Source organism: Lederbergia galactosidilytica (genome assembly GCF_017873565.1).
GTDB lineage: Bacteria > Bacillota > Bacilli > Bacillales > Bacillaceae_C > Lederbergia > Lederbergia galactosidilytica.
This window is the reverse complement of sequence record NZ_JAGGKH010000005.1, coordinates 25,188-47,749: the sequence shown is the minus strand read 5'-3', so window position 1 is coordinate 47,749 and position 22,562 is coordinate 25,188. Positions and strand designations below refer to the sequence as shown.

Here is a 22,562-nt window from a genome sequence, read left to right as displayed (position 1 = left end):
TACTAGTCTAAATTCATATAGTACCCCAGTATAACCAAGGAACACATTATTTATACAGAATCAAACACGACGACGTTTTGGTGGACGGCATCCGTTATGTGGAACAGGTGTTACATCTCTAATCGCTGTTACTTCTAGTCCTGCGGCTTGCAATGCACGAATCGCAGCTTCACGACCAGCTCCAGGTCCTTTAACTGTTACTTCAAGGGATCTCATACCATGCTCCATTGAAACTTTGGCTGCAGTTTCAGCTGCCATTTGTGCTGCAAATGGAGTAGATTTACGAGAACCTTTAAAACCAAGTGCACCAGCTGAAGACCAAGAAATAGCATTCCCCTGTGCATCTGTAATTGTAACAATTGTATTGTTAAAAGTAGAACGAATGTGAGCAATACCTGATTCTATATGCTTTTTCACACGACGTTTACGAGTGTTAGTTTTTGTTTTACGAGCCATGTTAATCTGTTACCTCCTTTACAATCAATTATTTTTTCTTACCTGCTACAGTTTTACGTGGGCCTTTACGCGTACGAGCGTTGTTCTTTGTATTTTGTCCACGAACAGGAAGACCACGACGATGACGAAGACCACGATAAGAACCAATTTCCATTAGACGTTTCACGTTAAGGGAAACTTCACGACGAAGATCTCCTTCTACTTTCAAACGATCGACGATATCACGGATTTTACCAAGTTCATCATCGGTTAAGTCACGAACACGTGTATCTTCAGAAACACCTGCTTCAGCTAGAACTTTAGAAGCTGTGCTTTTTCCAATTCCAAAAATGTAAGTTAATGCGATGACTACACGCTTTTCACGTGGAATGTCTACACCAGCAATACGTGCCATTATATACTTGCACCTCCTTGTTATCCTTGTTTTTGTTTATGCTTTGGATTTTCACAAATCACCATGACCTTGCCTTTTCTGCGAATAACTTTACATTTCTCACAGATTGGTTTGACTGATGGTCTAACTTTCATTGTTTAAAACCTCCTTATGTTCGGAGTGCATGATTTATTTAAAACGGTATGTGATTCTTCCGCGTGTCAAATCATATGGGGAAAGCTCTACAGTTACCTTATCACCAGGCAATATGCGAATATAATTCATGCGGATCTTGCCCGAAACATGTGCAAGTACCGTATGGCCATTTTCCAACTCTACCTTAAACATTGCGTTTGGCAAAGTATCAACGACAGTTCCTTCCACTTCAATTACATCTTCTTTCGCCATCAAATCCGTCTCCCTTCTCTACAACATCCAGAATCTCTTCTACAAAATTGGTAAGTGCCCATCGCAATTTCCCGTTTGTAACTCTACCCGCCTCTGTTAAGCTGTCTCGAACTTCTGAAGAAACATAGTCGTAAAGTGTTAGATGTTGGATATTCTTCTTTTTGGGACGATCAAATTTCCTTCGATCGCCATCAGCAATAAGAACAAATTTCTCATCAGCCTCATTTATGATAATCGCGAATTGTCCTGCATCTCGACCCTTGTTAATAAGTACGATTTGACCTATTCGGGGTGTCGAATCAGAGTCATTCAACCAAATCACCTGCACTCAAATTTTTGTTAAAATCTCATAACCTGTTTCTGTGATGGCAATTGTATGTTCAAAATGGGTACATAATTTGCCATCTACTGTGACGACAGTCCAGTTATCCGCCAAAGTTTTGACGTAACGGGTTCCTGCGTTTACCATTGGTTCAACACAAAATACCATTCCGGGTTTCAAACGAGGGCCTTTATTGGGTGGCCCAAAGTGAGGGATGTCTGGGTCCTCATGTAAATCTTGGCCAATTCCGTGTCCAACATATTCACGAACAATGGAATAACCTTCAGATTCTACGCATTTTTGAATGGCATGAGATATATTGGAAAGACGAACCTCTGGCTTAGCTTCATTTAAGCCCATGCTTAAAGACTTTTCTGTAACATCAAGAAGTTTCTGGGTTTCATCATCAATTTCGCCAACTGCATAGGTCCAGGCTGAATCGCCATGATAGCCATTATATCGAGCCCCAATATCAAGACTGATTATATCGCCCTTTTCTAACACCCGTTTTCCTGGTATGCCATGCACTAATTCATCATTAACAGAAGTGCAAATACTACCTGGAAATCCGTTATATCCTTTGAAAGAAGGATAGGCATCATGTTCCTTAATAAACTTCTCAGCTATTGTATCCAATTCCTTCGTCGTAACTCCTGGCTGGATATATTTCTTAAGTTCTTGGAACGTAAGTGCAACAATCTTTCCAGCATCTCGCATAATATCAAGTTCACGAGGTGTTTTGCAAATAATCATTATACCAAACCTTTAAGCAAAGAATCAATATCTGCGAAAACTTGATCAATATGCTGTTGACCATTGATATTTTTCAAATAACCTTTTTCTTGATAAAAATCAAGTAGTGGTTGTGTTTGTTGAAGATTTACTTCAAGACGGTTTTGTACAGTTTCTGCATTATCATCTGCTCTTTGATAAAGCTTTCCACCACAACGGTCACAAACACCCTCTACCGCAGGTGGATTAAACACAAGATGATAAGCAGTTCCACAATTTTCACAAATGCGACGGCCTGTAAGGCGCTCCATTAGAATTTCTTTATCCACTTGAATGTTGATCACAAAGTCGATTTTTTTCCCGATTTTATCGAGAATTGCCTCAAGGGCTTCAGCTTGTGCAACAGTTCTAGGAAATCCATCCAAAAGAAAGCCATTCTCACAGTCCGGTTTATTCAAACGCTCTTGAACAATACCAATCGTCACTTCATCTGGTACAAGTGCACCTTGATCCATAAAGGACTTGGCTTTTAATCCAAGCTCAGTGCCTTCACTTATTGCTGCACGGAACATATCTCCAGTAGAAATATGTGGTGTCCCATATTTTTCTACAATTTTATCGGCCTGAGTACCTTTACCGGCACCCGGAAGACCCATTAAAACTAAATTCATCCGTAATTGCCCCCAAGCACCTAAATGGAGACAGGAACAAAGGAAGCCTTGTTCCTAAAACCATTTCGATTATTTAATGAAGCCTTTATAGTGACGCTTCACCAGCTGGGCTTCCAATTGTTTCATTGTATCAAGTGCCACCCCTACAACAATCAATAGACTAGTTCCGCCTATTTGAACAGATTGCGGTAATCCGGCAAATTTAATAAAGAAGACTGGTAATATAGAAACTGCTGCAAGGAAAATCGAACCTACAAAAGTCAAACGATATAAGACATTTGTTAGATAGGTTTGCGTATTTCTCCCTGGCCGTATCCCTGGTATATAACCACCTTGCTTTTTCAAATTTTCGGCTACTTTTTCAGGATTTACTTGAACAAATGCATAGAAATAAGTGAACGCAATGATGAGTGCGAAAAAGATGACCATCCCTACTGGCTTTGTATGGTCAAAAATATACTGAATGGTACCAGCTGTTTTTCCGGAAGAGAAAAAAGTAGCAATAGTTTGCGGTGTAACCATAAAAGCACTGGCAAAGATGACAGGAATTACACCGGCAGCATTAACTTTTAACGGCAAATGCGTATTTTGCCCTCCGACCGGATTGCGTCCATCTACTCTTTTTGCATATTGAATAGGAATCTTACGTAACGCTTGTTGAACGAAGACAACCCCCACTACAATAGCAATAATAACTAACACAAGCAGTAATAATACGATAATTCGTAAGAAAATCTGCTCGCCAGGATTTTCAAACTGCTGTGCATAAATTTGATTTACAGAAGTCGGAATCGCTGCAACAATCCCAGCAAAGATAATAATGGAAATTCCATTCCCAACACCTTTAGCCGTGATTTCCTCACCTAGCCACATCAAAAATGCAGTCCCAGCAGTGAGAACTATTGCAATGGTTGCGTAAGTCATAATACTTGGATCCTTAATCAACTGTAAACCCGTCATTCTATTGAATCCAAATGATAACCCAACAGCTTGAATAATCGCCAGAACAATTGTGAAATAGCGCGTAAACTGAGCTAGTTTACGTCGTCCCATTTCACCCTGTTTTGACCACTCTGTGAATTTGGGTACTACATCCATTTGTAGTAATTGAACAATGATAGAAGCTGTAATATACGGCATAATTCCCATTGCAAAGATAGAGAAGTTTTGCAGAGCTCCACCACCAAAGATGTTCATGAATCCAAATAGACTTGCTTGATCCTGGAGCTTTAATACTTCTGGATCAACACCGGGAACTGGAATAAAAGCTCCTAGGCGAAATACAACTAACATAAGCAAGGTGAATAAAATTTTTCTACGAATATCACCTACACGCATAAAGTTGGAGATTGTCTGAAACATGAATTAGATCACCTCAGTTTTACCGCCTGCAGCTTCAATTGCGTTTTTGGCAGCAGAGGAAAATTTATTCGCTTTAACTGTGAGCTTTTTCTCGATGTTGCCATTAGCAAGAATTTTAATACCTGACTTTTCATTTCGAACGATTCCCGATTCAATAAGAAGTTCCGGAGTTACTTCCGTTCCATCTTCAAAACGGTTAAGTGTATCCAAGTTTACAACGGCATACTCTTTGCGGTTGATATTAGTAAAACCGCGCTTTGGCAAACGCTGGAATAATGGAGTCTGACCACCTTCAAATCCCAAGCGAACACCACCGCCTGACCGAGAATTTTGTCCTTTTTGTCCTCTACCGGAAGTCTTTCCGTTACCAGAACCAATACCTCGACCAACACGATTACGTGTTTTACGGGAACCTTCAGCAGATTTCAATTCATGAAGTTTCATAGTTGGCACCTCCTTATCTTTAAAAAATAAGATTACTGTTCTTTAACAGAAACTAGATGAGAAACTTTGTGAACCATTCCGCGAATAGTTTCATTATCATCATGTTCAACTGTTTGGTTAACTTTTTTAAGCCCTAGTGCTTTAACAGTTTCACGTTGGCTTTCTGTACGACCAATAAGACTGCGAGTAAGGGTAATTGCCAATTTATTTGCCATAATTAATCCCCCCTTAACCTAACAGTTCTTCTACTGTTTTATTACGTAATTTCGCAACGTCCTCAGCACGTTTTAAATTTTTGATTCCCTCGATTGTAGCGCGAACCATATTGATTGGTGTGCTTGAGCCAAGAGATTTAGACGTAATGTCTGCAATTCCAGCAAGTTCAAGTACCGCACGAACAGGTCCACCGGCAATAACTCCAGTACCTTCGCTACCAGGTTTAAGTAAAATCTGACCGCCACCAAAACGTCCAATGATCTCGTGTGGGATTGTAGTACCAACTAGAGGTACTTCCACCATGTTTTTCTTAGCATCTTCAATGGCCTTACGAATTGCATCAGGAACTTCCTGTGCCTTTCCAGTACCAAAGCCAACATGTCCGTTTTTGTCTCCTACAACAACAAGTGCAGTAAAACGGAAGCGACGACCACCTTTAACAACTTTAGCTACACGGTTAACTGTTACAACACGTTCTTCTAGTTCAAGTTTGTTAGCATCGAATTGACGCATCTATCATTTCCCTCCTTCTTATTAAAATTCCAAGCCGTTTTCACGAGCAGCTTCGGCTAATGCTTTGATTCTTCCGTGATATAAATATCCGCCTCGATCAAATACAACTGATTTATAGCCTTTTTCAGAAGCACGTTTAGCAATAAGTGCCCCTACTTCTTTAGCACCATCCACATTCCCTGCAGACTTCAAATTAAGTTCCTTATCAAGGGTAGATGCACTTGCTAATGTTACGCCATTTTCATCGTCAATCAATTGTGCATAGATGTTCTGATTAGAACGATATACGTTCAAACGCGGACGCATTTCAGTACCACTCAATTTTGATCTTACGCGAGCATGTCTCTTTTTACGTACTTTGTTTTTATCTTGTTTGGTGATCAATATGAGTCACTCCTTTCAGTACCTAAGCGGCATTATTTACCGGTTTTACCCTCTTTACGACGAACCATTTCACCTTCGTAACGAATTCCTTTACCTTTATAAGGCTCAGGTGGACGAACGGCACGAATGTTTGAAGCTAATGCACCCACATTTTCTTTATTGTAGCCTTTAACAATGATTTTTGTGTTGCTTGGAACTTCAATTTCAGTTCCTTCCTCAGGTTCGAACTCAACTGGATGAGAGTAACCAACATTCAAAACAAGTTTGTTGCCTTGTTTTTGAGCACGGTAACCAACACCAACAAGCTCCAAGCTTTTTTCAAACCCTTTAGAAACACCATCAACCATGTTCGCAACTAAAGAACGAGTTGTTCCGTGCATAGAGCGGTGCTCTTTGGATTCAGATGGGCGAGTTACGTTAATAACATTACCATCAATATTAATATTAATATCTGAATTAAATGTGTTTGTTAATTCACCTTTTGGCCCTTTAACAATTAAAGTTTCTCCGTTCTGTTCAACTGTTACGCCAGAAGGAATTTCGATTGGTTTTTTCCCTATACGAGACATATTGTTGTCGCACCTCCGTTCTTCAGAAGATTATTACCATACATACGCAAGTATTTCTCCGCCTACTTGCTTAGCTCTTGCTTCTTTATCCGTTAAAACGCCCTGAGAAGTAGAGACTAATGCGATACCAAGACCATTAAGTACTTTTGGTACTTCATTCGCCTTTGCATAAACCCGTAGTCCAGGCTTACTAATACGCTTTAGACCTGTAATTACTCGCTCATTATTTGGACCGTATTTAAGGAAAATACGAATAATACCTTGCTTATTATCTTCGATGTATTCCACATCGCGAACAAATCCTTCTTGTTTAAGAATTTCAGCGACACCTTTTTTAATATTTGAAGCCGGAACTTCTAATTTTTCATGTCGTACCATATTCGCATTGCGGATACGTGTAAGCAAATCTGCAATTGGATCAGTCATAACCATTTACGTTTACCTCCTTCCCAGTATCGGTCTTACCAGCTGGCTTTCTTAACGCCAGGAATTTGACCTTTATATGCTAGTTCACGGAAACAAATACGACAAAGTTTAAATTTACGAATGACAGAATGCGGACGACCACATCTTTCACAGCGCGTATACTCTTGAACTTTAAACTTTGGTGTACGTTTCTGTTTTACGATCATTGATTTTTTAGCCACGTTTTCGCCTCCCTTATTTAGCGATTACTTTTGGAATGGCATTCCAAATGCAGTCAATAATTCACGAGCTTCTTCATCGGTATTCGCCGTAGTGACGATAACAATGTCCATACCGCGAACTTTGTTCACTTTATCATAGTCAATTTCAGGGAAGATCAACTGTTCTCTAACACCAAGTGTGTAGTTTCCGCGGCCATCAAATGCTTTTTTGGAAATTCCACGGAAGTCACGTACACGTGGAAGAGATACTGAAATTAATTTATCGAAGAAATCATACATACGCTCTCCACGAAGTGTAACTTTCGCTCCAATTGGCATACCTTCACGCAGACGGAAACCTGCGATAGAGTTTTTAGCTTTTGTTACAACTGGTTTTTGACCAGTGATAAGGCTTAGTTCCTCTACAGCATTGTCAAGTACTTTTGCATTTTGAACAGCATCCCCAACACCCATGTTAATAACAATCTTTTCAATCTTAGGGACTTCCATTACAGATTTATAATTAAACTTGCTCACTAGAGCTGGTGTAATATCTTTGTCAAATTTTTCCTTTAGGCGGTTCATGTCGTGTACCTCCCTTCATCTACTTACTTTATAATCTTTTTCTCAACATCTTTATCAAGGATTTCACCGGAACTTTTAGAAACACGGACGTTTACTTGTTTTTCAACGCCATCCTTGCCTTTAATGGTCACACGTTTTGAACCAATTCTAGTCGGTTCATTTGTCTTTGGATCGATTACCATAACATTAGAAACATGGATTGCAGCTTCACGAGAATCAATTCCACCTTGTGGGTTTTCTTGTGATGGCTTAGAGTGCTTCTTCACAATATTTACACCTTCAACAAGCACGCGGTCTTTTTGAGGGTAAGCAGCAAGCACTGTACCTGTTTTTCCTTTGTCTTTACCAGTGATAACCATTACTTTATCGCCAGACTTAATTTGCATTGCATCGCACCTCCTTGAGTAACCGTATCATGGATTTATTAAAGAACCTCTGGAGCCAGAGAGATGATTTTCATGAAATTCCTATCGCGCAGTTCACGTGCAACTGGTCCGAAGATACGTGTTCCACGAGGTGCTTTATCATCACGAATGATGACACAGGCATTTTCATCAAACTTAATATAAGATCCATCAGGACGACGTGCGCCACTCTTAGTGCGAACAATAACAGCTTTTACGATGTCACCTTTTTTAACAACGCCACCTGGTGTTGCATGTTTTACTGTGCAAACAATTACATCACCGATATTAGCTGTTTTACGACCTGAGCCACCTAGAACCTTAATGGTAAGTACTTCACGAGCACCAGAATTGTCAGCAACTTTCAATCTAGATTCTTGTTGAATCATCTAGTTTACCTCCCTTCGGAAAGCATGTATCCGAATCATGTCATTAAATAATGATTGCTTTCTCAACAACCTCTTCTAAACGAAAGCGTTTTGTAGCTGATAGTGGGCGAGTTTCCATAATCCGAACTACATCGCCAATTTTCGCTTCGTTGTGTTCATCATGAGCTTTGAATTTCTTAGAATACTTAACACGTTTACCGTACAAAGAATGCTTTTTGTAAGTTTCAACCATAACAGTGATGGTTTTATCCATTTTGTCGGAAACCACACGTCCTGTATAAACTTTACGCTGATTGCGTTCACTCATTTTCCGCTAACCTCCTCTCCGGTTATCAATTATTAACTTCAGCCTCTAATTCTCTTTCACGAACGACAGTTTTCAATCGAGCAATTGATTTGCGAACTTCGCGAAGGCGGGCAGTATTTTCTAATTGCCCAGTAGCTAGTTGGAAGCGAAGGTTAAATAATTCTTCCTTCAAGGATTTTACGTTCTGTTCTATTTCGGCAGTGGTTAGATCACGGATTTCTTTAGCCTTCATTTGGTTCACCACCAATTTCTTCTCGTTTTACAAATTTTGTTTTAATTGGAAGTTTATGTGCAGCTAGTCGAAGGGCTTCTCTAGCAACCTCTTCAGGAACACCAGCAATTTCAAACATAATCTTTCCAGGTTTTACAACAGCTACCCATCCTTCAGGTGCCCCTTTACCGGAACCCATCCGAACTTCTAGAGGTTTAGCTGTATATGGCTTGTGAGGGAAAATTTTAATCCACACCTTACCGCCACGTTTCATATAACGAGTCATCGCGATTCTGGCTGCTTCAATTTGACGGCTTGTAATCCAAGCAGCTTCTGTAGCTTGTAGACCGTAATCTCCAAAAGAAACTTCTGTTCCGCCTTTTGCACGGCCACGCATTTTTCCGCGATGTTCACGACGGTATTTTACACGTTTAGGCATTAACATGGTTATTTTCCTCCTTCCACAGATTTTTTCTTTTCTGGAAGGATCTCTCCACGATAAATCCATACTTTCACACCAAGTTTACCATAGGTAGTGTCTGCTTCAGCATGAGCATAGTCAATATCAGCACGAAGTGTATGAAGTGGAACAGTTCCTTCGCTGTAATGTTCAGCACGAGCTATATCGGCTCCACCAAGACGACCTGATACCATAGTTCTGATTCCATCTGCACCAGCACGCATTGTCCGTTGGATAGCTTGCTTTTGCGCACGACGGAAAGATACGCGGTTTTCTAGTTGGCGTGCAATGTTCTCTGCTACCAATTTTGCATCAAGGTCAGCCCTTTTAATTTCAATAATATTAATATGAACTCTTTTGTTTGTAAGTTTATTTAAAGCTTTACGCAAAGCTTCAACTTCACTACCACCTTTACCGATAACCATGCCAGGTTTGGCAGTGTGGACCGTGATGTTCACGCGATTTGCAGCACGCTCAATTTCAACACGTGATACAGAAGCATCAGCTAGGCGCTTTGTAATGTATTCGCGAATTTTAATATCCTCATGCAATAAAGTTGCATATTCTTTGTCTGCATACCATTTTGATTCCCAGTCACGAATGACACCGATACGCATACCAATTGGATTAACTTTTTGACCCACGTATTACCCCTCCTTCTTTTCAGATAGCACAATTGTGATATGGCTTGTGCGTTTGTTAATTTGGCTTGCACGACCTTGTGCACGTGGACGAAATCTCTTCATTGTTGGTCCTTCATCAACATAAGCTTGAGAAACCAACAAGTTATTAATGTCCATATCATAGTTATGTTCTGCATTTGCGATCGCAGATTTTAACAGTTTTTCTACGATTGGGGAGGCAGCTCTCGGAGTTAGTTTCAAAATGGAAACTGCTTCGCCCACTTGCTTTCCTCGAATAAGATCAACGACGAGACGTACTTTACGAGGAGCAATTCGTACTGTTTTAGCAACGGCTTTAGCTTGCATCATGTTGCCCTCCTCTCATTAGCGTTTAGTTTTTCTATCGTCTCCGGCATGACCTCTGTATGTGCGGCTTGGTGCAAATTCACCAAGTTTATGGCCTACCATATCTTCACTAATATATACAGGTACATGCTTACGACCATCGTAGACTGCAATTGTGTGTCCAACAAAGCTCGGGAAAATTGTTGAACGGCGAGACCAAGTTTTGACAACTTGCTTTTTATCACTTTCATTCAATTTCTCCACTTTTGTGAGCAAATGCTCATCTGCGAATGGGCCTTTTTTTAGGCTGCGTCCCATACTAGAACCTCCCTTCGTGATTGTGCTACGGCCCTATCTTCGAACCGTAGTTCAATCCCGTTATTTTTTACGACGACGTACAATAAATTTATCTGAAGTATTGTTTTTCTTACGAGTTTTATATCCAATAGTTGGTTTACCCCACGGTGTAACCGGAGATTTACGACCAATTGGTGTACGTCCTTCCCCACCACCATGTGGATGGTCATTCGGGTTCATTACAGATCCACGAACGTGTGGACGTTTGCCTTGCCAACGTGAGCGTCCGGCTTTCCCTACATTTACAAGTTCATGTTGTTCATTACCAACTTGCCCAACAGAAGCACGGCATGTAGCAAGAATCATACGAACTTCACCAGAGTTTAAACGAACTAGAACATATTTTGTTCCTTCTTTACCAAGAACTTGTGCAGAAGTTCCTGCAGAACGAACTAATTGTCCACCTCTACCTGGTTTTAACTCAATATTGTGTACAACTGTACCCACTGGAATATTAGCCAATGGAAGGGCATTTCCGATCTTAATATCTGCATCTGGACCAGACATTACTTCCATACCCACTTTAAGATTTTTCGGAGCAAGAATATAACGCTTCTCTCCATCATGATAATGAATTAATGCAATGTTTGCGGAACGGTTTGGATCATACTCAATTGTAGCAACGCGTCCTGGTATACCATCTTTGATTCGTTTGAAATCAATCACACGATATTGACGCTTATGTCCACCGCCGCGATGACGAACTGTCATTCTACCTTGATTGTTTCGGCCGCCTTTTCTATTAAGAGGCTCAAGCAAAGTTTTTTCTGGTTTATCAGTAGTAATCTCAGAAAAATCCAAACTTGTCATATTACGACGTCCGTTTGAGGTAGGTTTGTATTTTTTGATCGCCATTTTGTTCCCTCCTCTTTCTATAATTTATGCCGTATTACACTTCGAAAAATTCAATTTCATTGCTATCTTCAGTAAGAGTAACAACTGCTTTACGGCGCTTGTTTGTATATCCAACAAAACGGCCCATGCGCTTGAATTTCCCTTTATAATTAAGGACATTTACTTTTTCAACTTTAACATCAAAAATTTGCTCTACAGCAGTTTTGATTAGTGTTTTATTCGCCTTAACATCTACTTCAAAAGTGTACTTTTTGTCAGCAGTTTGTTCCATAGAACGTTCTGTAATGATGGGGCGCTTAATAACATCACGTACATCCATTACCCAAGCACCTCCTCTACTTTTTCAACTGCAGCTTTCGTTAAGATCAGTGTTTGATGGTTGCTAACATCTAGAACATTTAGGTTAGATGCGTCAATAACTGTTACGCCAGGAATGTTTCTTCCGGATAACTCAACATTTTCATTCACAGTATCTGTAACAACTAAAGCTTTTTTACCAACAGGAAGATTTGCTAATACTTTAACAAATTCTTTTGTTTTTGGTGTGTCAAAGTTAAGTGATTCTAGTACAACTAGACTTTCCTCACGAACCTTTGTGGATAATGCCGATTTAATCGCTAAACGGCGAACTTTCTTCGGAAGTTTGTAACTGTAGCTACGTGGAACAGGACCAAATACAGTACCACCGCCACGCCATTGTGGGGAACGGATAGATCCTTGACGAGCACGACCAGTTCCTTTTTGGCGCCAAGGTTTAGCACCGCCGCCACGTACTTCTGAACGATTTTTTACTTTTGCAGTTCCTTGTCTTAAGGAAGCTCTTTGCATAACAATTGCTTCAAACAATACACTATTGTTTGGTTCAATTCCAAAAACAGATTCATTTAGGTCAATATCACCAACCTTAGAGCCTGCTTGACTGTATAATGCTACTTTCGGCATTCTAATTTCCTCCTTTCTTTGAATGTATTACTTCACTTTAATTCCTGTTTTAACTTCCAATAATGCTTTCTTAGGTCCAGGTACGTTCCCTTTAACTAAGATAAGATTGCGTTCTGCATCAACCTTAACAATTGGAAGGTTTTGAATTGTAATTCTTTCGCCACCCATGCGACCAGGTAATGCTTTTTGTTTGAACACACGTGCAGGGTCAACAGCACCCATTGAACCAGGTCTTCTATGATAACGAGAACCATGAGACATTGGTCCACGAGATTGGCCATGGCGTTTAATAGCGCCTTGGAAACCTTTCCCTTTCGAAATTCCTGATACATCTACTAGATCGCCTTCTGCGAATATATCAACTTTGACTTCTTGACCAACTTCATATTCATTTATGTTTACTCCGTTAAATTCACGGACGAAGCGCTTAGGTGCAGTATTTGCTTTCGCAACATGTCCCTTTTCTGGTTTATTTGAAAGAATATCACGTTTTTCTTCAAAACCAAGTTGTACAGCTTCATATCCATCTGTTTCAATAGTCTTCTTTTGAAGCACTACGTTTGGGGCAGCTTCAATGACTGTAACAGGGATCAATTCACCATTTTCAGCAAAAACCTGCGTCATACCAATTTTTCTACCCAAGATTCCTTTGGTCATAAGTCACACCTCCTAATTTTCCATTAAAAATTTATTATTTATAGTTTAATTTCAATATCAACGCCTGATGGCAAGTCTAGTCTCATTAGTGAATCTACTGTTTGTGGAGTAGGATTATTAATATCGATTAGACGTTTATGCGTACGCATTTCAAATTGTTCACGAGAATCCTTATATTTGTGCACCGCACGAAGAATTGTGTAAACAGTTTTCTCAGTTGGCAATGGAATCGGCCCTGAGACAGTTGCTCCTGAACGTTTTGCAGTTTCAACAATTTTTTCAGCTGATTGATCCAAAATTCTATGATCATAAGCTTTTAATCTGATACGAATTTTTTGTTTTGCCATTACTTTCCCTCCTTTTTCGCCTATTTTTAAAATAGACTTACTCCGTGAAAATTTCCCACACACTCGCCATGGCAAAGCGGCCGGGTGTGTCAGCAACCTTCCACATCATCGCAGTCAAAGACCAACATTATTCATTATACAGAAATTCAAGCCTAGATGCAATAACAATCTATATAATTTCTACAATGATTTACCTAAATGATTATACAAAGATTTCACTCCAGATTCAAGTTCATAAATAATGGAAGAATCGCAGTGTGATTTTATGCAATAAAAAAGAAAAGGAGCAAACAGAAACTTTCTGTTTGCTCCATAATCTAATTATTTTTGGATGCTACTTACAACACCAGAACCAACAGTACGTCCACCTTCACGAATTGAGAAACGAGTTCCGTCTTCAATCGCAATTGGAGAAATCAATTCAACTGTCATTTCGATGTTATCGCCAGGCATAACCATTTCAGTACCTTCTGGTAGAGTAACAATTCCTGTTACGTCTGTAGTACGGAAATAGAATTGTGGACGATAGTTAGAGAAGAATGGAGTATGACGTCCACCTTCTTCTTTTGAAAGAACATAAACTTCAGCTTTGAAGTTTGTATGTGGTGTAATGGAACCAGGCTTAGCCAATACTTGCCCACGTTGGATATCTTCACGAGCTACACCACGAAGTAGTGCACCGATGTTGTCTCCAGCTTCAGCATAGTCAAGAAGCTTACGGAACATTTCAACACCAGTTACAGTTGTTTTACCAGCTTCTTCAGCTAGACCGATAATTTCAACTTCGTCACCAACTTTAACTTGACCACGTTCAACACGGCCAGTTGCAACTGTTCCACGTCCTGTAATTGAGAATACATCCTCAACAGGCATCATGAATGGTTTGTCAGTATCACGCTCTGGAGTTGGAATATATTCGTCAACAGCAGCCATCAATTCATCAATTTTTTCTTCCCATTCTGCTACTCCTTCAAGAGCTTTAAGAGCAGAACCTTTAATTACAGGAATATCGTCTCCTGGGAAGTCATATTCAGAAAGAAGGTCACGAATTTCCATTTCTACTAATTCAAGCAATTCTTCGTCATCTACCATATCGCATTTGTTCATAAATACAACGATGTAAGGAACACCTACGTTACGAGATAGAAGGATATGCTCACGAGTTTGTGGCATAGGGCCGTCAGCAGCGGACACAACAAGGATTGCACCGTCCATTTGAGCAGCACCTGTAATCATGTTTTTAACATAGTCGGCGTGTCCTGGGCAGTCAACGTGTGCATAGTGACGAGTTTCAGTTTCATATTCAACGTGTGAAGTAGAGATTGTAATTCCACGCTCACGCTCTTCTGGAGCGTTATCGATCATGTCATAACCTTTTGCTTCTGCGCCACCACGTTTTGCCATAACAGTTGTAATAGCAGCAGTAAGAGTAGTTTTACCATGGTCAACGTGACCAATTGTACCAATATTAGCATGTGATTTGGAACGATCAAATTTTTCCTTAGCCATTAGGAAATCCTCCTTTTAATTAGAAAATAGTAAGTATGAGAGACGCTATAAAAACTAGTAAGCATTTTCTAGCGACTCTATGCATATCTATTAGTAGTTATACTTGATTGTACAAATAAAATCAATTATTCGCCGTTATTTTTTTTCATAATTTCTTCAGCAATGGACTTTGGTACTTCTTCATAGTGATCAAAGAACATTGTATAAACTCCACGACCTTGTGTATTAGAACGTAGGGATGTAGCATAACCGAACATCTCTGAAAGTGGAACAAAGGCTTTAACTACCTGTGCGTTTCCACGAGCTTCCATTCCCTCAACACGACCACGACGAGAAGTGATATCTCCCATAATATCACCAAGATATTCTTCAGGGATAACAACTTCAACTTTCATAAGTGGTTCTAATAGAACTGGATCACATTTTTTAGCGGCATTTTTAAGAGCCATTGATGCAGCAATTCTAAAGGCCATCTCGTTAGAGTCAACATCATGATAAGATCCATCATAAAGTTTTGCTTTAATATCAATTAAAGGATAGCCGGCAATAACACCGTTGTCCATTGAATCTTCAAGGCCCGCTTGTACAGCTGGAATATATTCACGAGGAACAACCCCACCGACAATCGCATTTTCAAATTCAAAGCCTTTACCTTCTTCATTTGGACTGAATTCAATCCATACATGACCAAACTGACCACGTCCACCAGATTGACGGATAAATTTACCCTCAACTTGTGCAGTAGAACGGAAAGTTTCGCGGTAAGAAACTTGTGGTGCACCCACATTAGCTTCAACCTTGAATTCACGTTTCATACGGTCAACAAGTACGTCTAGGTGAAGCTCACCCATACCAGAGATAACAACCTGACCTGTTTCAGGATTTGTTTCTGCACGGAATGTTGGATCTTCTTCTTGCAACTTAGCAAGAGCAGTACCCATTTTATCCTGATCAGCTTTTGATTTCGGCTCAACCGCAACACTAATAACTGGTTCTGGGAATTCCATTGATTCAAGAATAACAAGATTTTTCTCATCACATAAAGTATCCCCAGTTGCCGTATCTTTCAAGCCGACAGCTGCAGCGATATCACCACTATAAACAGTGTTGATTTCCTCACGGTGGTTAGCATGCATCAAAAGAATACGTCCAACACGCTCACGCTTGCCTTTTGTTGAGTTTTGGACATAAGAACCTGAGTTCAATTGTCCAGAATACACACGGAAGAACGTAAGACGACCAACATAAGGGTCAGTCATTACTTTAAATGCCAACGCTGAGAATGGTTCATTATCATCAGCATGACGAGCAATTTCCTCATCAGTGTCTGGAACAATCCCTTTAATAGATTCAATATCTGTTGGTGCTGGCAAATAATCAACAACTGCATCCAAAACTTTTTGGACACCTTTGTTTTTAAAAGCTGTACCGCAAAGAACTGGGTAGAATTCTACTTTCAATGTTGCTACACGAATTGCAGCTTTTAGTTCTTCAACGGAAATTTCTTCACCTTCAAGATATTTCATCATTAGATCTTCATCAAGTTCTGCGACAGCTTCAATCAAACTTGTACGCAATTCTTCTGCTTTATCTTGAAGATCTGCAGGAATTTCTCCCTCGATTGGATCTTGGGGATCATCACTTTCATAATACCAAGCTTTCATTTCGATAAGATCGATCATACCTTTAAAAGTGTCTTCCGCACCGATTGGTAATTGAATCGGATGTGCATTCGCTTGTAGACGCTCACGAATCGTACCAACAGAATAAAGGAAGTCAGCACCGATCTTATCCATTTTATTAACGAAAACAATACGTGGTACTCCATATGTTGTTGCTTGGCGCCAAACTGTTTCAGTTTGTGGTTCCACACCAGATTGAGCGTCAAGCACGGTAACCGCACCATCAAGTACTCTTAGGGAACGTTCAACTTCAACAGTGAAGTCTACGTGTCCAGGAGTATCAATAATGTTAACACGATGTCCTTTCCATTGTGCAGTGGTTGCAGCAGATGTAATCGTAATACCGCGTTCTTGCTCTTGCTCCATCCAGTCCATTTGTGAAGCACCTTCATGTGTTTCACCAATTTTGTGAATGCGCCCTGTATAGAAAAGAATACGCTCTGTTGTGGTTGTTTTACCGGCATCAATATGAGCCATAATCCCAATATTACGTGTCTTTTCTAAGGAGAAGTCTCTTGGCATATCATATTTCTCCTTCCTAGGATGATTAGATTTACTATTATAGGATGTTCAATGAGGGCGGTAAAAATGGCTTTTTAACCCCTCAGTCCTTTTTACCGTCTGTTGAACATTCACTATAAAATTTAGTAATTGGTTGATCTTACCAACGATAATGAGCAAATGCTTTGTTTGCTTCTGCCATTTTATGAGTTTCTTCACGTTTCTTCACAGAAGCCCCAGTATTGTTGGCAGCATCCATGATTTCGTTAGCTAAACGCTCTTCCATTGTTTTTTCCCCACGAAGACGAGCGTAGTTTACTAACCAACGTAGTCCAAGAGTTGAACGGCGCTCTGGGCGAACTTCAACTGGTACTTGGTAGTTAGCACCACCTACACGGCGAGCTCTAACTTCTAAAACTGGCATAATATTTTTCAAGGCTTGATCAAATACTTCCATTGGATCTTTGCCTGTACGTTCTTGAATAAGGTCAAAAGCAGAATAAAGAATGCTTTGCGCTTTTCCTTTCTTACCATCAACCATTAGCTTGTTTACCAAACGTGTTACAAGCTTTGAGTTGTGAAGCGGATCAGGCAATACATCTCTTTTTGCTACAGGTCCTTTACGTGGCATGCTATTTCCTCCTTTCGATTTCTTCGTTCATAATTCTATTTCATTCTTACATATTACTTTTTAGCTTTTGGCTTCTTTGTTCCATATTTTGAACGGCTTTGAGCGCGGTTTTCAACACCAGCAGTATCTAGAGCCCCACGGACGATATGGTAACGAACACCCGGTAAGTCTTTTACACGTCCACCACGGATAAGAACAACACTGTGTTCTTGTAGGTTATGACCAATCCCTGGAATATAAGCTGTTACCTCGATTCCATTTGTAAGACGCACACGAGCATATTTACGTAATGCTGAGTTTGGCTTTTTCGGTGTCATTGTACCTACACGTGTACATACCCCACGCTTTTGTGGAGAAGATAAATCTGTATTGATCTTTTTAAAACTGTTATAGCCTTTATTAAGAGCTGGTGAGTCAGAAGTCGTAACTTTTGACTTTCTACGTTTACGTACTAATTGGTTAATTGTAGGCATTGATGGTTCCTCCTTTCATAGTTTGTTAAGCCCACACATCCAGGTGGTTCTTTTTAAAGCAAAAAACAAGTTTTTGCAGTTCTGTACCTGCAAAAACATCTTAAATTAAGATCGCAGCAGCTGTTGCTCCAACATCTATACCGCACACTTTACCAAGTTCCCTCATAGAGTCGACCATAGTAATCGGTACGTTCGCTTCTTCTGCAGCCCGAATAATAGGATGAATAATTCGCGACTCTGCATCTGATGCGATTAAAACTTCAAGGACATCCCCTGATTTAAGAGCTCTCACTGTCTGTTTTGTTCCAATGATTACATTCTCAGCCTGTGACACTTTTTCATAAGACATTTGGCAAATCCTCCAAAGTAACAGGTTAATGTAAGTTCACCTTGAATATATTATCATTTGATATTTTCATTGTCAACTACAAATAATAAAATATCCTAAAAAGTGTTCCCGTCGAGTTAAATTAGACCTAAAGTAATCTTTTAGTCATTGTTTGCCCTAAGTCAATTACCCCTATAGGATACCTAAGCTTTTAACAACTCGACGGGCCACCAGTTCAAAAAGTTATTCTGCAGATTCTAGTTGTTCTTCTTCTGCCTTCGCTGTCACAGCGATCTTACGATAACGTTGCATCCCTGTTCCAGCAGGAACTAATTTACCAATAATAACATTTTCCTTCAGCCCTAGAAGTTCATCTGTCTTACCTTTAATCGCTGCATCCGTAAGAACGCGAGTCGTTTCTTGGAAGGATGCCGCAGATAGGAATGAGTCTGTCTCCAACGAAGCCTTCGTGATACCAAGTAGAACCGGACGCCCAATTGCAGGTTGGTTTCCTTCCATAAGCGTCTTTTTATTTGCTTCTGTAAACTGGTGGATATCAAGAAGCGTTCCTGGTAATACATCAGTATCCCCAGCATCTGTAACTCTAACCTTCCTAAGCATCTGACGAACCATTACTTCTACGTGTTTGTCCCCGATTTCTACCCCTTGCATGCGGTAAACCTTCTGAACCTCACGCAACAAGTATTCTTGAACAGCTGTTACATCGAGAATACGTAATAGTTCTTTCGGATCGACTGAACCCTCTGTTAGTTCTTGGCCTCGTTTCACCTCATCATTTACCGCTACTTTAAGGCGAGATGTGTAAGGTGCAGTGTATGTCCGATTTTCAATCTTTCCTTGGATGACAATCTCTTGCTGACGGTCACGACCTTCAGAGATCGAGGTTACGACTCCACCAATTTCAGTAATGATGGATTGTCCCTTAGGATTACGTGCTTCAAATAACTCTTGAATACGTGGAAGACCTTGGGTGATATCGTCACCTGCAACACCACCAGTGTGGAAGGTTCTCATTGTTAACTGAGTACCTGGCTCACCAATAGATTGAGCTGCTATAATACCGACTGCTTCCCCAACATTCACGATCGTTCCTGTAGCAAGGTTGCGGCCATAACATTTCTTACAAACACCGTGACGAGTATTACATGTAAAGGCAGAACGAATCCAAGCTTCTTCAACGCCTGCATTTTCAATTTCCCTCGCCATGTCTTCGTTAATCAATTCATTTTCATGAGCAAGGATTTCACCTGTTTCCGGATGAACAATTTTACTTCTAGCAAATCGACCAATCAAACGTTCCTCTAGTGTCTCAATGACTTCAGTGCCATCTTTTAGTGCCGCTACATGAAGACCACGATCTGTACCACAATCGTCTTCGCGAATAATGACATCCTGTGCTACATCGACAAGACGACGAGTCAAGTAACCAGAGTCAGCTGTTTTTAAGGCGGTATCTGCTAGACCTTTACGAGCTCCGTGAGTGGAAATAAAGTACTCTAGTACAGTTAAGCCTTCGCGGAAGCTTGACTTAATCGGCAACTCAATAATTCTTCCAGCCGGGTTAGCCATCAATCCACGCATACCAGCTAACTGTGTAAAGTTAGAAGCATTACCCCTTGCACCCGAATCACTCATCATAAAGATAGGATTCAATCTCTCCAAGGAGTTCATCAACTTATCTTGGATCGTATCCTTCGCTGCACTCCAAATTGAGATTACACGATCATAACGTTCTTCTTCTGTAATCAGACCACGTCTGAACTGTTTCATCACGTTATCTACTTTTGTTTGAGCTTCTTGCAAGATAACTTCCTTTTCACCAAGTACAACGATATCTGAAACCCCTACTGTAATACCTGCTTTAGTAGAGTATTTAAAACCAAGATTCTTCATACGGTCTAGCATTTTAGATGTTTCCGTCACTTGGAATCTCTTGAATATTTCAGAAATGATATTACCTAGTATTTTTTTCTTAAAAGGAAGAACAAGTGGTTGCTTCTTAATATGTTCTTTTACATTTTCGTTTGTTTCAATAAAGTAGCGATCAGGCGTATTTCCAACTAAATTTTCATCTGTTGGTTCATTAATGAACGGGAATGATGGTGGAAGAATTTCATTAAAGATAATCTTACCAACCGTAGTTACGAGTAACCTTTTCCTTTGTTCATCTGTAAAAGTTTCATTTACTAGTGAGTTTGCATGAATCGCAATACGTGAGTGTAAATGTACATAACCAGTTTGATAGGCAATTAACGCCTCGTTTGTGTCCTTAAAGACCATTCCTTCTCCATCGGCATTTTCACGTTCTAATGTTAAATAATAGTTACCTAACACCATATCCTGAGAAGGTGTAACAACTGGCTTACCATCCCTAGGGTTTAGAATGTTTTGTGCTGCTAACATTAATATCCGTGCCTCAGCTTGTGCTTCTGCAGACAACGGAACGTGAACAGCCATTTGGTCCCCATCAAAGTCTGCATTGTATGCAGTACAAACTAATGGATGCAAACGAATTGCTCTACCTTCGACAAGGGTTGGTTCAAATGCTTGAATCCCAAGTCTATGGAGAGTTGGTGCTCTGTTCAATAATACAGGATGTTCACGGATGACATCTTCTAGTACATCCCAGACTTCCGGATGGACACGTTCAATCTTCCTTTTGGCACTCTTAATATTATGAGCAAGATTTTTTTCAACCAATTCTTTCATGACAAATGGTTTGAATAACTCTAATGCCATTTCCTTCGGTAAACCACATTGATACATTTTCAAATTCGGTCCAACAATAATAACAGAACGGCCTGAGTAGTCTACCCGCTTACCAAGCAAGTTTTGACGGAAACGTCCTTGCTTACCCTTTAGCATATGTGACAATGATTTTAATGGTCGATTACCAGGTCCTGTAACAGGTCTTCCTCTTCTTCCATTATCAATCAAAGCATCAACGGCTTCTTGAAGCATACGTTTCTCGTTTTGCACGATAATGCTTGGAGCTCCAAGATCTAATAATCTTTTAAGTCGATTATTACGGTTAATCACACGACGATACAGATCATTTAAATCTGAAGTAGCAAAGCGACCACCTTCTAGCTGTACCATTGGACGTAATTCTGGCGGAATAACGGGAAGGACATCTAAAATCATCCAATCAGGATTATTTCCAGAATGACGGAAGGCTTCTAAAACCTCAAGACGTTTAATAGCACGTGTACGACGTTGTCCTTGTGCAGTTTTTAGCTCTTCTTTCAAATGGTCTACTTCTTTTTCCAAGTCAATATCTTGTAGAAGCTTTTTAATGGCTTCCGCTCCCATGGAAGCTTGGAACTTCGTACCATACTTTTCACGATATAAGCGATATTCCTTTTCAGACAAAAGCTGCTTTTTATCGAGTGTTGTATCTCCTACGTCTGTTACAACGTAAGATGCAAAGTAGATAATTTCTTCAAGGGCACGAGGGGACATGTCTAAAACAAGTCCCATCCTACTTGGTATCCCCTTAAAGTACCAAATGTGAGAAACAGGAGCCGCTAATTCAATATGCCCCATTCTTTCTCTTCTTACTTTCGTACGTGTTACTTCGACGCCACACCGATCACAGACTACGCCTTTGTAACGAACTCGTTTATATTTACCGCAATGACATTCCCAATCTTTAGAAGGTCCAAAAATTCGTTCACAAAACAAACCGTCTTTTTCGGGCTTCAATGTACGATAATTAATCGTTTCTGGTTTCTTGACTTCTCCGTATGACCAAGAACGAATTTTGTCCGGTGAAGCAAGGCCTATTTTCATATACTCAAAATTATTAACATCCAGCAAGGGGCCTACCTCCCTTTTCGTCTACAGGTTTTTACCCTTT

The 22,562-nt window shown here is 40.1% G+C and carries 35 protein-coding genes; all 35 read right to left on the bottom strand.

The window, feature by feature from the left end; genetic code table 11:
* Window positions 1-60 precede the first annotated feature (60 nt).
* A complete protein-coding gene (gene rpsK, locus J2Z23_RS06425) occupies window positions 61-456 on the bottom strand; it encodes a 30S ribosomal protein S11 (RefSeq protein WP_057985588.1) in 396 nt (131 codons plus the stop codon).
* A gap of 28 nt (window positions 457-484) precedes the next feature.
* Complete coding sequence (gene rpsM, locus J2Z23_RS06420; RefSeq protein ID WP_057985586.1) at window positions 485-850, bottom strand: 30S ribosomal protein S13; 366 nt, start codon at window positions 848-850, stop codon at window positions 485-487.
* A gap of 20 nt (window positions 851-870) precedes the next feature.
* Window positions 871-984: a 50S ribosomal protein L36 gene (gene rpmJ, locus J2Z23_RS06415; protein ID WP_003156543.1), complete on the bottom strand. Its 114-nt coding sequence runs from the start codon at window positions 982-984 to the stop codon at window positions 871-873.
* A gap of 34 nt (window positions 985-1,018) precedes the next feature.
* Window positions 1,019-1,237 carry a translation initiation factor IF-1 gene (infA, locus tag J2Z23_RS06410; RefSeq protein ID WP_057985584.1) on the bottom strand — a complete coding sequence of 73 codons (219 nt, stop codon included), beginning with the start codon at window positions 1,235-1,237 and terminating at the stop codon, window positions 1,019-1,021.
* Window positions 1,215-1,550 (bottom strand): KOW domain-containing RNA-binding protein, encoded by a 336-nt coding sequence (locus J2Z23_RS06405; RefSeq protein ID WP_057985582.1) that lies wholly within the window; start codon window positions 1,548-1,550, stop codon window positions 1,215-1,217. Before J2Z23_RS06405 ends, infA begins: the two co-directional genes overlap by 23 nt.
* 15 nt (window positions 1,551-1,565) lie before the next feature.
* Complete coding sequence (gene map, locus J2Z23_RS06400) at window positions 1,566-2,312, bottom strand: type I methionyl aminopeptidase (RefSeq protein WP_057985579.1); 747 nt, start codon at window positions 2,310-2,312, stop codon at window positions 1,566-1,568.
* The gene (locus tag J2Z23_RS06395; protein ID WP_209973499.1) at window positions 2,312-2,962 is read right to left on the bottom strand and encodes an adenylate kinase; all 651 of its coding nucleotides are present in this window, start codon (window positions 2,960-2,962) and stop codon (window positions 2,312-2,314) included. The genes map and J2Z23_RS06395 overlap by 1 nt, the downstream gene beginning before the upstream one ends.
* Window positions 2,963-3,031: 69 nt before the next feature.
* Entirely contained in the window at window positions 3,032-4,324 is a 1,293-nt protein-coding gene (secY, locus tag J2Z23_RS06390; protein WP_057985575.1) for a preprotein translocase subunit SecY, read from the bottom strand.
* Between the two features lie 3 nt (window positions 4,325-4,327).
* Window positions 4,328-4,768, bottom strand: a complete 441-nt coding sequence (rplO, locus tag J2Z23_RS06385; RefSeq protein ID WP_057985573.1) for a 50S ribosomal protein L15 — start codon at window positions 4,766-4,768, stop codon at window positions 4,328-4,330.
* A gap of 32 nt (window positions 4,769-4,800) precedes the next feature.
* Entirely contained in the window at window positions 4,801-4,983 is a 183-nt protein-coding gene (rpmD, locus tag J2Z23_RS06380; RefSeq protein WP_057985572.1) for a 50S ribosomal protein L30, read from the bottom strand.
* Window positions 4,984-4,996: 13 nt separating this feature from the next.
* Window positions 4,997-5,497 (bottom strand): 30S ribosomal protein S5, encoded by a 501-nt coding sequence (gene rpsE / locus J2Z23_RS06375; RefSeq protein ID WP_057985570.1) that lies wholly within the window; start codon window positions 5,495-5,497, stop codon window positions 4,997-4,999.
* Window positions 5,498-5,518: 21 nt separating this feature from the next.
* Window positions 5,519-5,881, bottom strand: a complete 363-nt coding sequence (rplR, locus tag J2Z23_RS06370) for a 50S ribosomal protein L18 (protein WP_057985568.1) — start codon at window positions 5,879-5,881, stop codon at window positions 5,519-5,521.
* A gap of 32 nt (window positions 5,882-5,913) precedes the next feature.
* Window positions 5,914-6,450, bottom strand: a complete 537-nt coding sequence (gene rplF / locus J2Z23_RS06365; RefSeq protein WP_057985566.1) for a 50S ribosomal protein L6 — start codon at window positions 6,448-6,450, stop codon at window positions 5,914-5,916.
* 33 nt (window positions 6,451-6,483) lie between these two features.
* Entirely contained in the window at window positions 6,484-6,882 is a 399-nt protein-coding gene (gene rpsH, locus J2Z23_RS06360) for a 30S ribosomal protein S8 (RefSeq protein ID WP_057985565.1), read from the bottom strand.
* 29 nt (window positions 6,883-6,911) lie between these two features.
* Window positions 6,912-7,097 carry a 30S ribosomal protein S14 gene (gene rpsN, locus J2Z23_RS06355; RefSeq protein ID WP_057985563.1) on the bottom strand — a complete coding sequence of 62 codons (186 nt, stop codon included), beginning with the start codon at window positions 7,095-7,097 and terminating at the stop codon, window positions 6,912-6,914.
* A gap of 24 nt (window positions 7,098-7,121) precedes the next feature.
* Window positions 7,122-7,661, bottom strand: coding sequence for a 50S ribosomal protein L5 (gene rplE, locus J2Z23_RS06350; RefSeq protein WP_057985561.1), 540 nt, complete (start codon window positions 7,659-7,661; stop codon window positions 7,122-7,124).
* A 23-nt stretch (window positions 7,662-7,684) separates the two neighbouring features.
* Window positions 7,685-8,047, bottom strand: coding sequence for a 50S ribosomal protein L24 (rplX, locus tag J2Z23_RS06345; RefSeq protein WP_057985559.1), 363 nt, complete (start codon window positions 8,045-8,047; stop codon window positions 7,685-7,687).
* 38 nt (window positions 8,048-8,085) lie between these two features.
* Window positions 8,086-8,454 (bottom strand): 50S ribosomal protein L14, encoded by a 369-nt coding sequence (gene rplN, locus J2Z23_RS06340; RefSeq protein WP_057985557.1) that lies wholly within the window; start codon window positions 8,452-8,454, stop codon window positions 8,086-8,088.
* Window positions 8,455-8,497: 43 nt separating this feature from the next.
* The gene (rpsQ, locus tag J2Z23_RS06335) at window positions 8,498-8,761 is read right to left on the bottom strand and encodes a 30S ribosomal protein S17 (protein ID WP_057985555.1); all 264 of its coding nucleotides are present in this window, start codon (window positions 8,759-8,761) and stop codon (window positions 8,498-8,500) included.
* A 25-nt stretch (window positions 8,762-8,786) separates the two neighbouring features.
* Window positions 8,787-8,993 (bottom strand): 50S ribosomal protein L29, encoded by a 207-nt coding sequence (gene rpmC, locus J2Z23_RS06330; RefSeq protein ID WP_057985553.1) that lies wholly within the window; start codon window positions 8,991-8,993, stop codon window positions 8,787-8,789.
* Window positions 8,983-9,417, bottom strand: coding sequence for a 50S ribosomal protein L16 (gene rplP / locus J2Z23_RS06325; protein ID WP_057985551.1), 435 nt, complete (start codon window positions 9,415-9,417; stop codon window positions 8,983-8,985). The genes rpmC and rplP overlap by 11 nt, the downstream gene beginning before the upstream one ends.
* Window positions 9,418-9,419: 2 nt before the next feature.
* Entirely contained in the window at window positions 9,420-10,076 is a 657-nt protein-coding gene (gene rpsC / locus J2Z23_RS06320; RefSeq protein ID WP_057985549.1) for a 30S ribosomal protein S3, read from the bottom strand.
* A 3-nt stretch (window positions 10,077-10,079) separates the two neighbouring features.
* Window positions 10,080-10,421 (bottom strand): 50S ribosomal protein L22, encoded by a 342-nt coding sequence (rplV, locus tag J2Z23_RS06315; protein WP_209973497.1) that lies wholly within the window; start codon window positions 10,419-10,421, stop codon window positions 10,080-10,082.
* An 18-nt stretch (window positions 10,422-10,439) separates the two neighbouring features.
* Entirely contained in the window at window positions 10,440-10,718 is a 279-nt protein-coding gene (gene rpsS, locus J2Z23_RS06310; RefSeq protein WP_057985545.1) for a 30S ribosomal protein S19, read from the bottom strand.
* A gap of 60 nt (window positions 10,719-10,778) precedes the next feature.
* A complete protein-coding gene (rplB, locus tag J2Z23_RS06305) occupies window positions 10,779-11,612 on the bottom strand; it encodes a 50S ribosomal protein L2 (RefSeq protein WP_057985542.1) in 834 nt (277 codons plus the stop codon).
* A 34-nt stretch (window positions 11,613-11,646) separates the two neighbouring features.
* A complete protein-coding gene (gene rplW / locus J2Z23_RS06300; RefSeq protein ID WP_057985541.1) occupies window positions 11,647-11,931 on the bottom strand; it encodes a 50S ribosomal protein L23 in 285 nt (94 codons plus the stop codon).
* A complete protein-coding gene (gene rplD / locus J2Z23_RS06295; protein ID WP_057985539.1) occupies window positions 11,931-12,554 on the bottom strand; it encodes a 50S ribosomal protein L4 in 624 nt (207 codons plus the stop codon). The genes rplW and rplD overlap by 1 nt, the downstream gene beginning before the upstream one ends.
* Before the next feature lie 27 nt (window positions 12,555-12,581).
* The gene (gene rplC, locus J2Z23_RS06290; RefSeq protein ID WP_057985537.1) at window positions 12,582-13,211 is read right to left on the bottom strand and encodes a 50S ribosomal protein L3; all 630 of its coding nucleotides are present in this window, start codon (window positions 13,209-13,211) and stop codon (window positions 12,582-12,584) included.
* Between the two features lie 38 nt (window positions 13,212-13,249).
* A complete protein-coding gene (rpsJ, locus tag J2Z23_RS06285) occupies window positions 13,250-13,558 on the bottom strand; it encodes a 30S ribosomal protein S10 (protein ID WP_057985535.1) in 309 nt (102 codons plus the stop codon).
* Between the two features lie 321 nt (window positions 13,559-13,879).
* The gene (gene tuf / locus J2Z23_RS06280) at window positions 13,880-15,067 is read right to left on the bottom strand and encodes an elongation factor Tu (protein WP_057985533.1); all 1,188 of its coding nucleotides are present in this window, start codon (window positions 15,065-15,067) and stop codon (window positions 13,880-13,882) included.
* Between the two features lie 125 nt (window positions 15,068-15,192).
* A complete protein-coding gene (fusA, locus tag J2Z23_RS06275; protein WP_057985531.1) occupies window positions 15,193-17,271 on the bottom strand; it encodes an elongation factor G in 2,079 nt (692 codons plus the stop codon).
* A 139-nt stretch (window positions 17,272-17,410) separates the two neighbouring features.
* Window positions 17,411-17,881, bottom strand: a complete 471-nt coding sequence (gene rpsG / locus J2Z23_RS06270) for a 30S ribosomal protein S7 (RefSeq protein WP_057985529.1) — start codon at window positions 17,879-17,881, stop codon at window positions 17,411-17,413.
* 53 nt (window positions 17,882-17,934) lie between these two features.
* Complete coding sequence (rpsL, locus tag J2Z23_RS06265; RefSeq protein ID WP_057985527.1) at window positions 17,935-18,354, bottom strand: 30S ribosomal protein S12; 420 nt, start codon at window positions 18,352-18,354, stop codon at window positions 17,935-17,937.
* A gap of 100 nt (window positions 18,355-18,454) precedes the next feature.
* Window positions 18,455-18,703 carry a 50S ribosomal protein L7ae-like protein gene (locus J2Z23_RS06260; protein ID WP_057985525.1) on the bottom strand — a complete coding sequence of 83 codons (249 nt, stop codon included), beginning with the start codon at window positions 18,701-18,703 and terminating at the stop codon, window positions 18,455-18,457.
* Between the two features lie 222 nt (window positions 18,704-18,925).
* Entirely contained in the window at window positions 18,926-22,522 is a 3,597-nt protein-coding gene (gene rpoC / locus J2Z23_RS06255) for a DNA-directed RNA polymerase subunit beta' (RefSeq protein WP_209973496.1), read from the bottom strand.
* Between the last annotated feature and the right edge of the window lie 40 nt (window positions 22,523-22,562).

Coding starts and splice junctions, on each gene's coding strand:
- J2Z23_RS06260 (WP_057985525.1), bottom strand. CDS start 18,703: ATGTCTTATGAAAAAGTGTCACAGGCTGAGAATGTAATCATTGGAACA.
- rpsG (WP_057985529.1), bottom strand. CDS start 17,881: ATGCCACGTAAAGGACCTGTAGCAAAAAGAGATGTATTGCCTGATCCG.
- rplE (WP_057985561.1), bottom strand. CDS start 7,661: ATGAACCGCCTAAAGGAAAAATTTGACAAAGATATTACACCAGCTCTA.
- rplD (WP_057985539.1), bottom strand. CDS start 12,554: ATGCCGAAAGTAGCATTATACAGTCAAGCAGGCTCTAAGGTTGGTGAT.
- rplB (WP_057985542.1), bottom strand. CDS start 11,612: ATGGCGATCAAAAAATACAAACCTACCTCAAACGGACGTCGTAATATG.
- rplX (WP_057985559.1), bottom strand. CDS start 8,047: ATGCAAATTAAGTCTGGCGATAAAGTAATGGTTATCACTGGTAAAGAC.
- tuf (WP_057985533.1), bottom strand. CDS start 15,067: ATGGCTAAGGAAAAATTTGATCGTTCCAAATCACATGCTAATATTGGT.
- rpsL (WP_057985527.1), bottom strand. CDS start 18,354: ATGCCTACAATTAACCAATTAGTACGTAAACGTAGAAAGTCAAAAGTT.
- rpsH (WP_057985565.1), bottom strand. CDS start 6,882: ATGGTTATGACTGATCCAATTGCAGATTTGCTTACACGTATCCGCAAT.
- rpsE (WP_057985570.1), bottom strand. CDS start 5,497: ATGCGTCAATTCGATGCTAACAAACTTGAACTAGAAGAACGTGTTGTA.
- rplV (WP_209973497.1), bottom strand. CDS start 10,421: ATGCAAGCTAAAGCCGTTGCTAAAACAGTACGAATTGCTCCTCGTAAA.
- secY (WP_057985575.1), bottom strand. CDS start 4,324: ATGTTTCAGACAATCTCCAACTTTATGCGTGTAGGTGATATTCGTAGA.
- rplF (WP_057985566.1), bottom strand. CDS start 6,450: ATGTCTCGTATAGGGAAAAAACCAATCGAAATTCCTTCTGGCGTAACA.
- rplW (WP_057985541.1), bottom strand. CDS start 11,931: ATGGATGTACGTGATGTTATTAAGCGCCCCATCATTACAGAACGTTCT.
- infA (WP_057985584.1), bottom strand. CDS start 1,237: ATGGCGAAAGAAGATGTAATTGAAGTGGAAGGAACTGTCGTTGATACT.
- rpsM (WP_057985586.1), bottom strand. CDS start 850: ATGGCACGTATTGCTGGTGTAGACATTCCACGTGAAAAGCGTGTAGTC.
- rplC (WP_057985537.1), bottom strand. CDS start 13,211: ATGACCAAAGGAATCTTGGGTAGAAAAATTGGTATGACGCAGGTTTTT.
- fusA (WP_057985531.1), bottom strand. CDS start 17,271: ATGCCAAGAGACTTCTCCTTAGAAAAGACACGTAATATTGGGATTATG.
- rplP (WP_057985551.1), bottom strand. CDS start 9,417: ATGTTAATGCCTAAACGTGTAAAATACCGTCGTGAACATCGCGGAAAA.
- rpsK (WP_057985588.1), bottom strand. CDS start 456: ATGGCTCGTAAAACAAAAACTAACACTCGTAAACGTCGTGTGAAAAAG.
- rpmD (WP_057985572.1), bottom strand. CDS start 4,983: ATGGCAAATAAATTGGCAATTACCCTTACTCGCAGTCTTATTGGTCGT.
- rplO (WP_057985573.1), bottom strand. CDS start 4,768: ATGAAACTTCATGAATTGAAATCTGCTGAAGGTTCCCGTAAAACACGT.
- rpsS (WP_057985545.1), bottom strand. CDS start 10,718: ATGGGACGCAGCCTAAAAAAAGGCCCATTCGCAGATGAGCATTTGCTC.
- rplN (WP_057985557.1), bottom strand. CDS start 8,454: ATGATTCAACAAGAATCTAGATTGAAAGTTGCTGACAATTCTGGTGCT.
- rpmJ (WP_003156543.1), bottom strand. CDS start 984: ATGAAAGTTAGACCATCAGTCAAACCAATCTGTGAGAAATGTAAAGTT.
- rpmC (WP_057985553.1), bottom strand. CDS start 8,993: ATGAAGGCTAAAGAAATCCGTGATCTAACCACTGCCGAAATAGAACAG.
- rpsJ (WP_057985535.1), bottom strand. CDS start 13,558: ATGGCAAAACAAAAAATTCGTATCAGATTAAAAGCTTATGATCATAGA.
- J2Z23_RS06395 (WP_209973499.1), bottom strand. CDS start 2,962: ATGAATTTAGTTTTAATGGGTCTTCCGGGTGCCGGTAAAGGTACTCAG.
- map (WP_057985579.1), bottom strand. CDS start 2,312: ATGATTATTTGCAAAACACCTCGTGAACTTGATATTATGCGAGATGCT.
- rpsQ (WP_057985555.1), bottom strand. CDS start 8,761: ATGAGTGAACGCAATCAGCGTAAAGTTTATACAGGACGTGTGGTTTCC.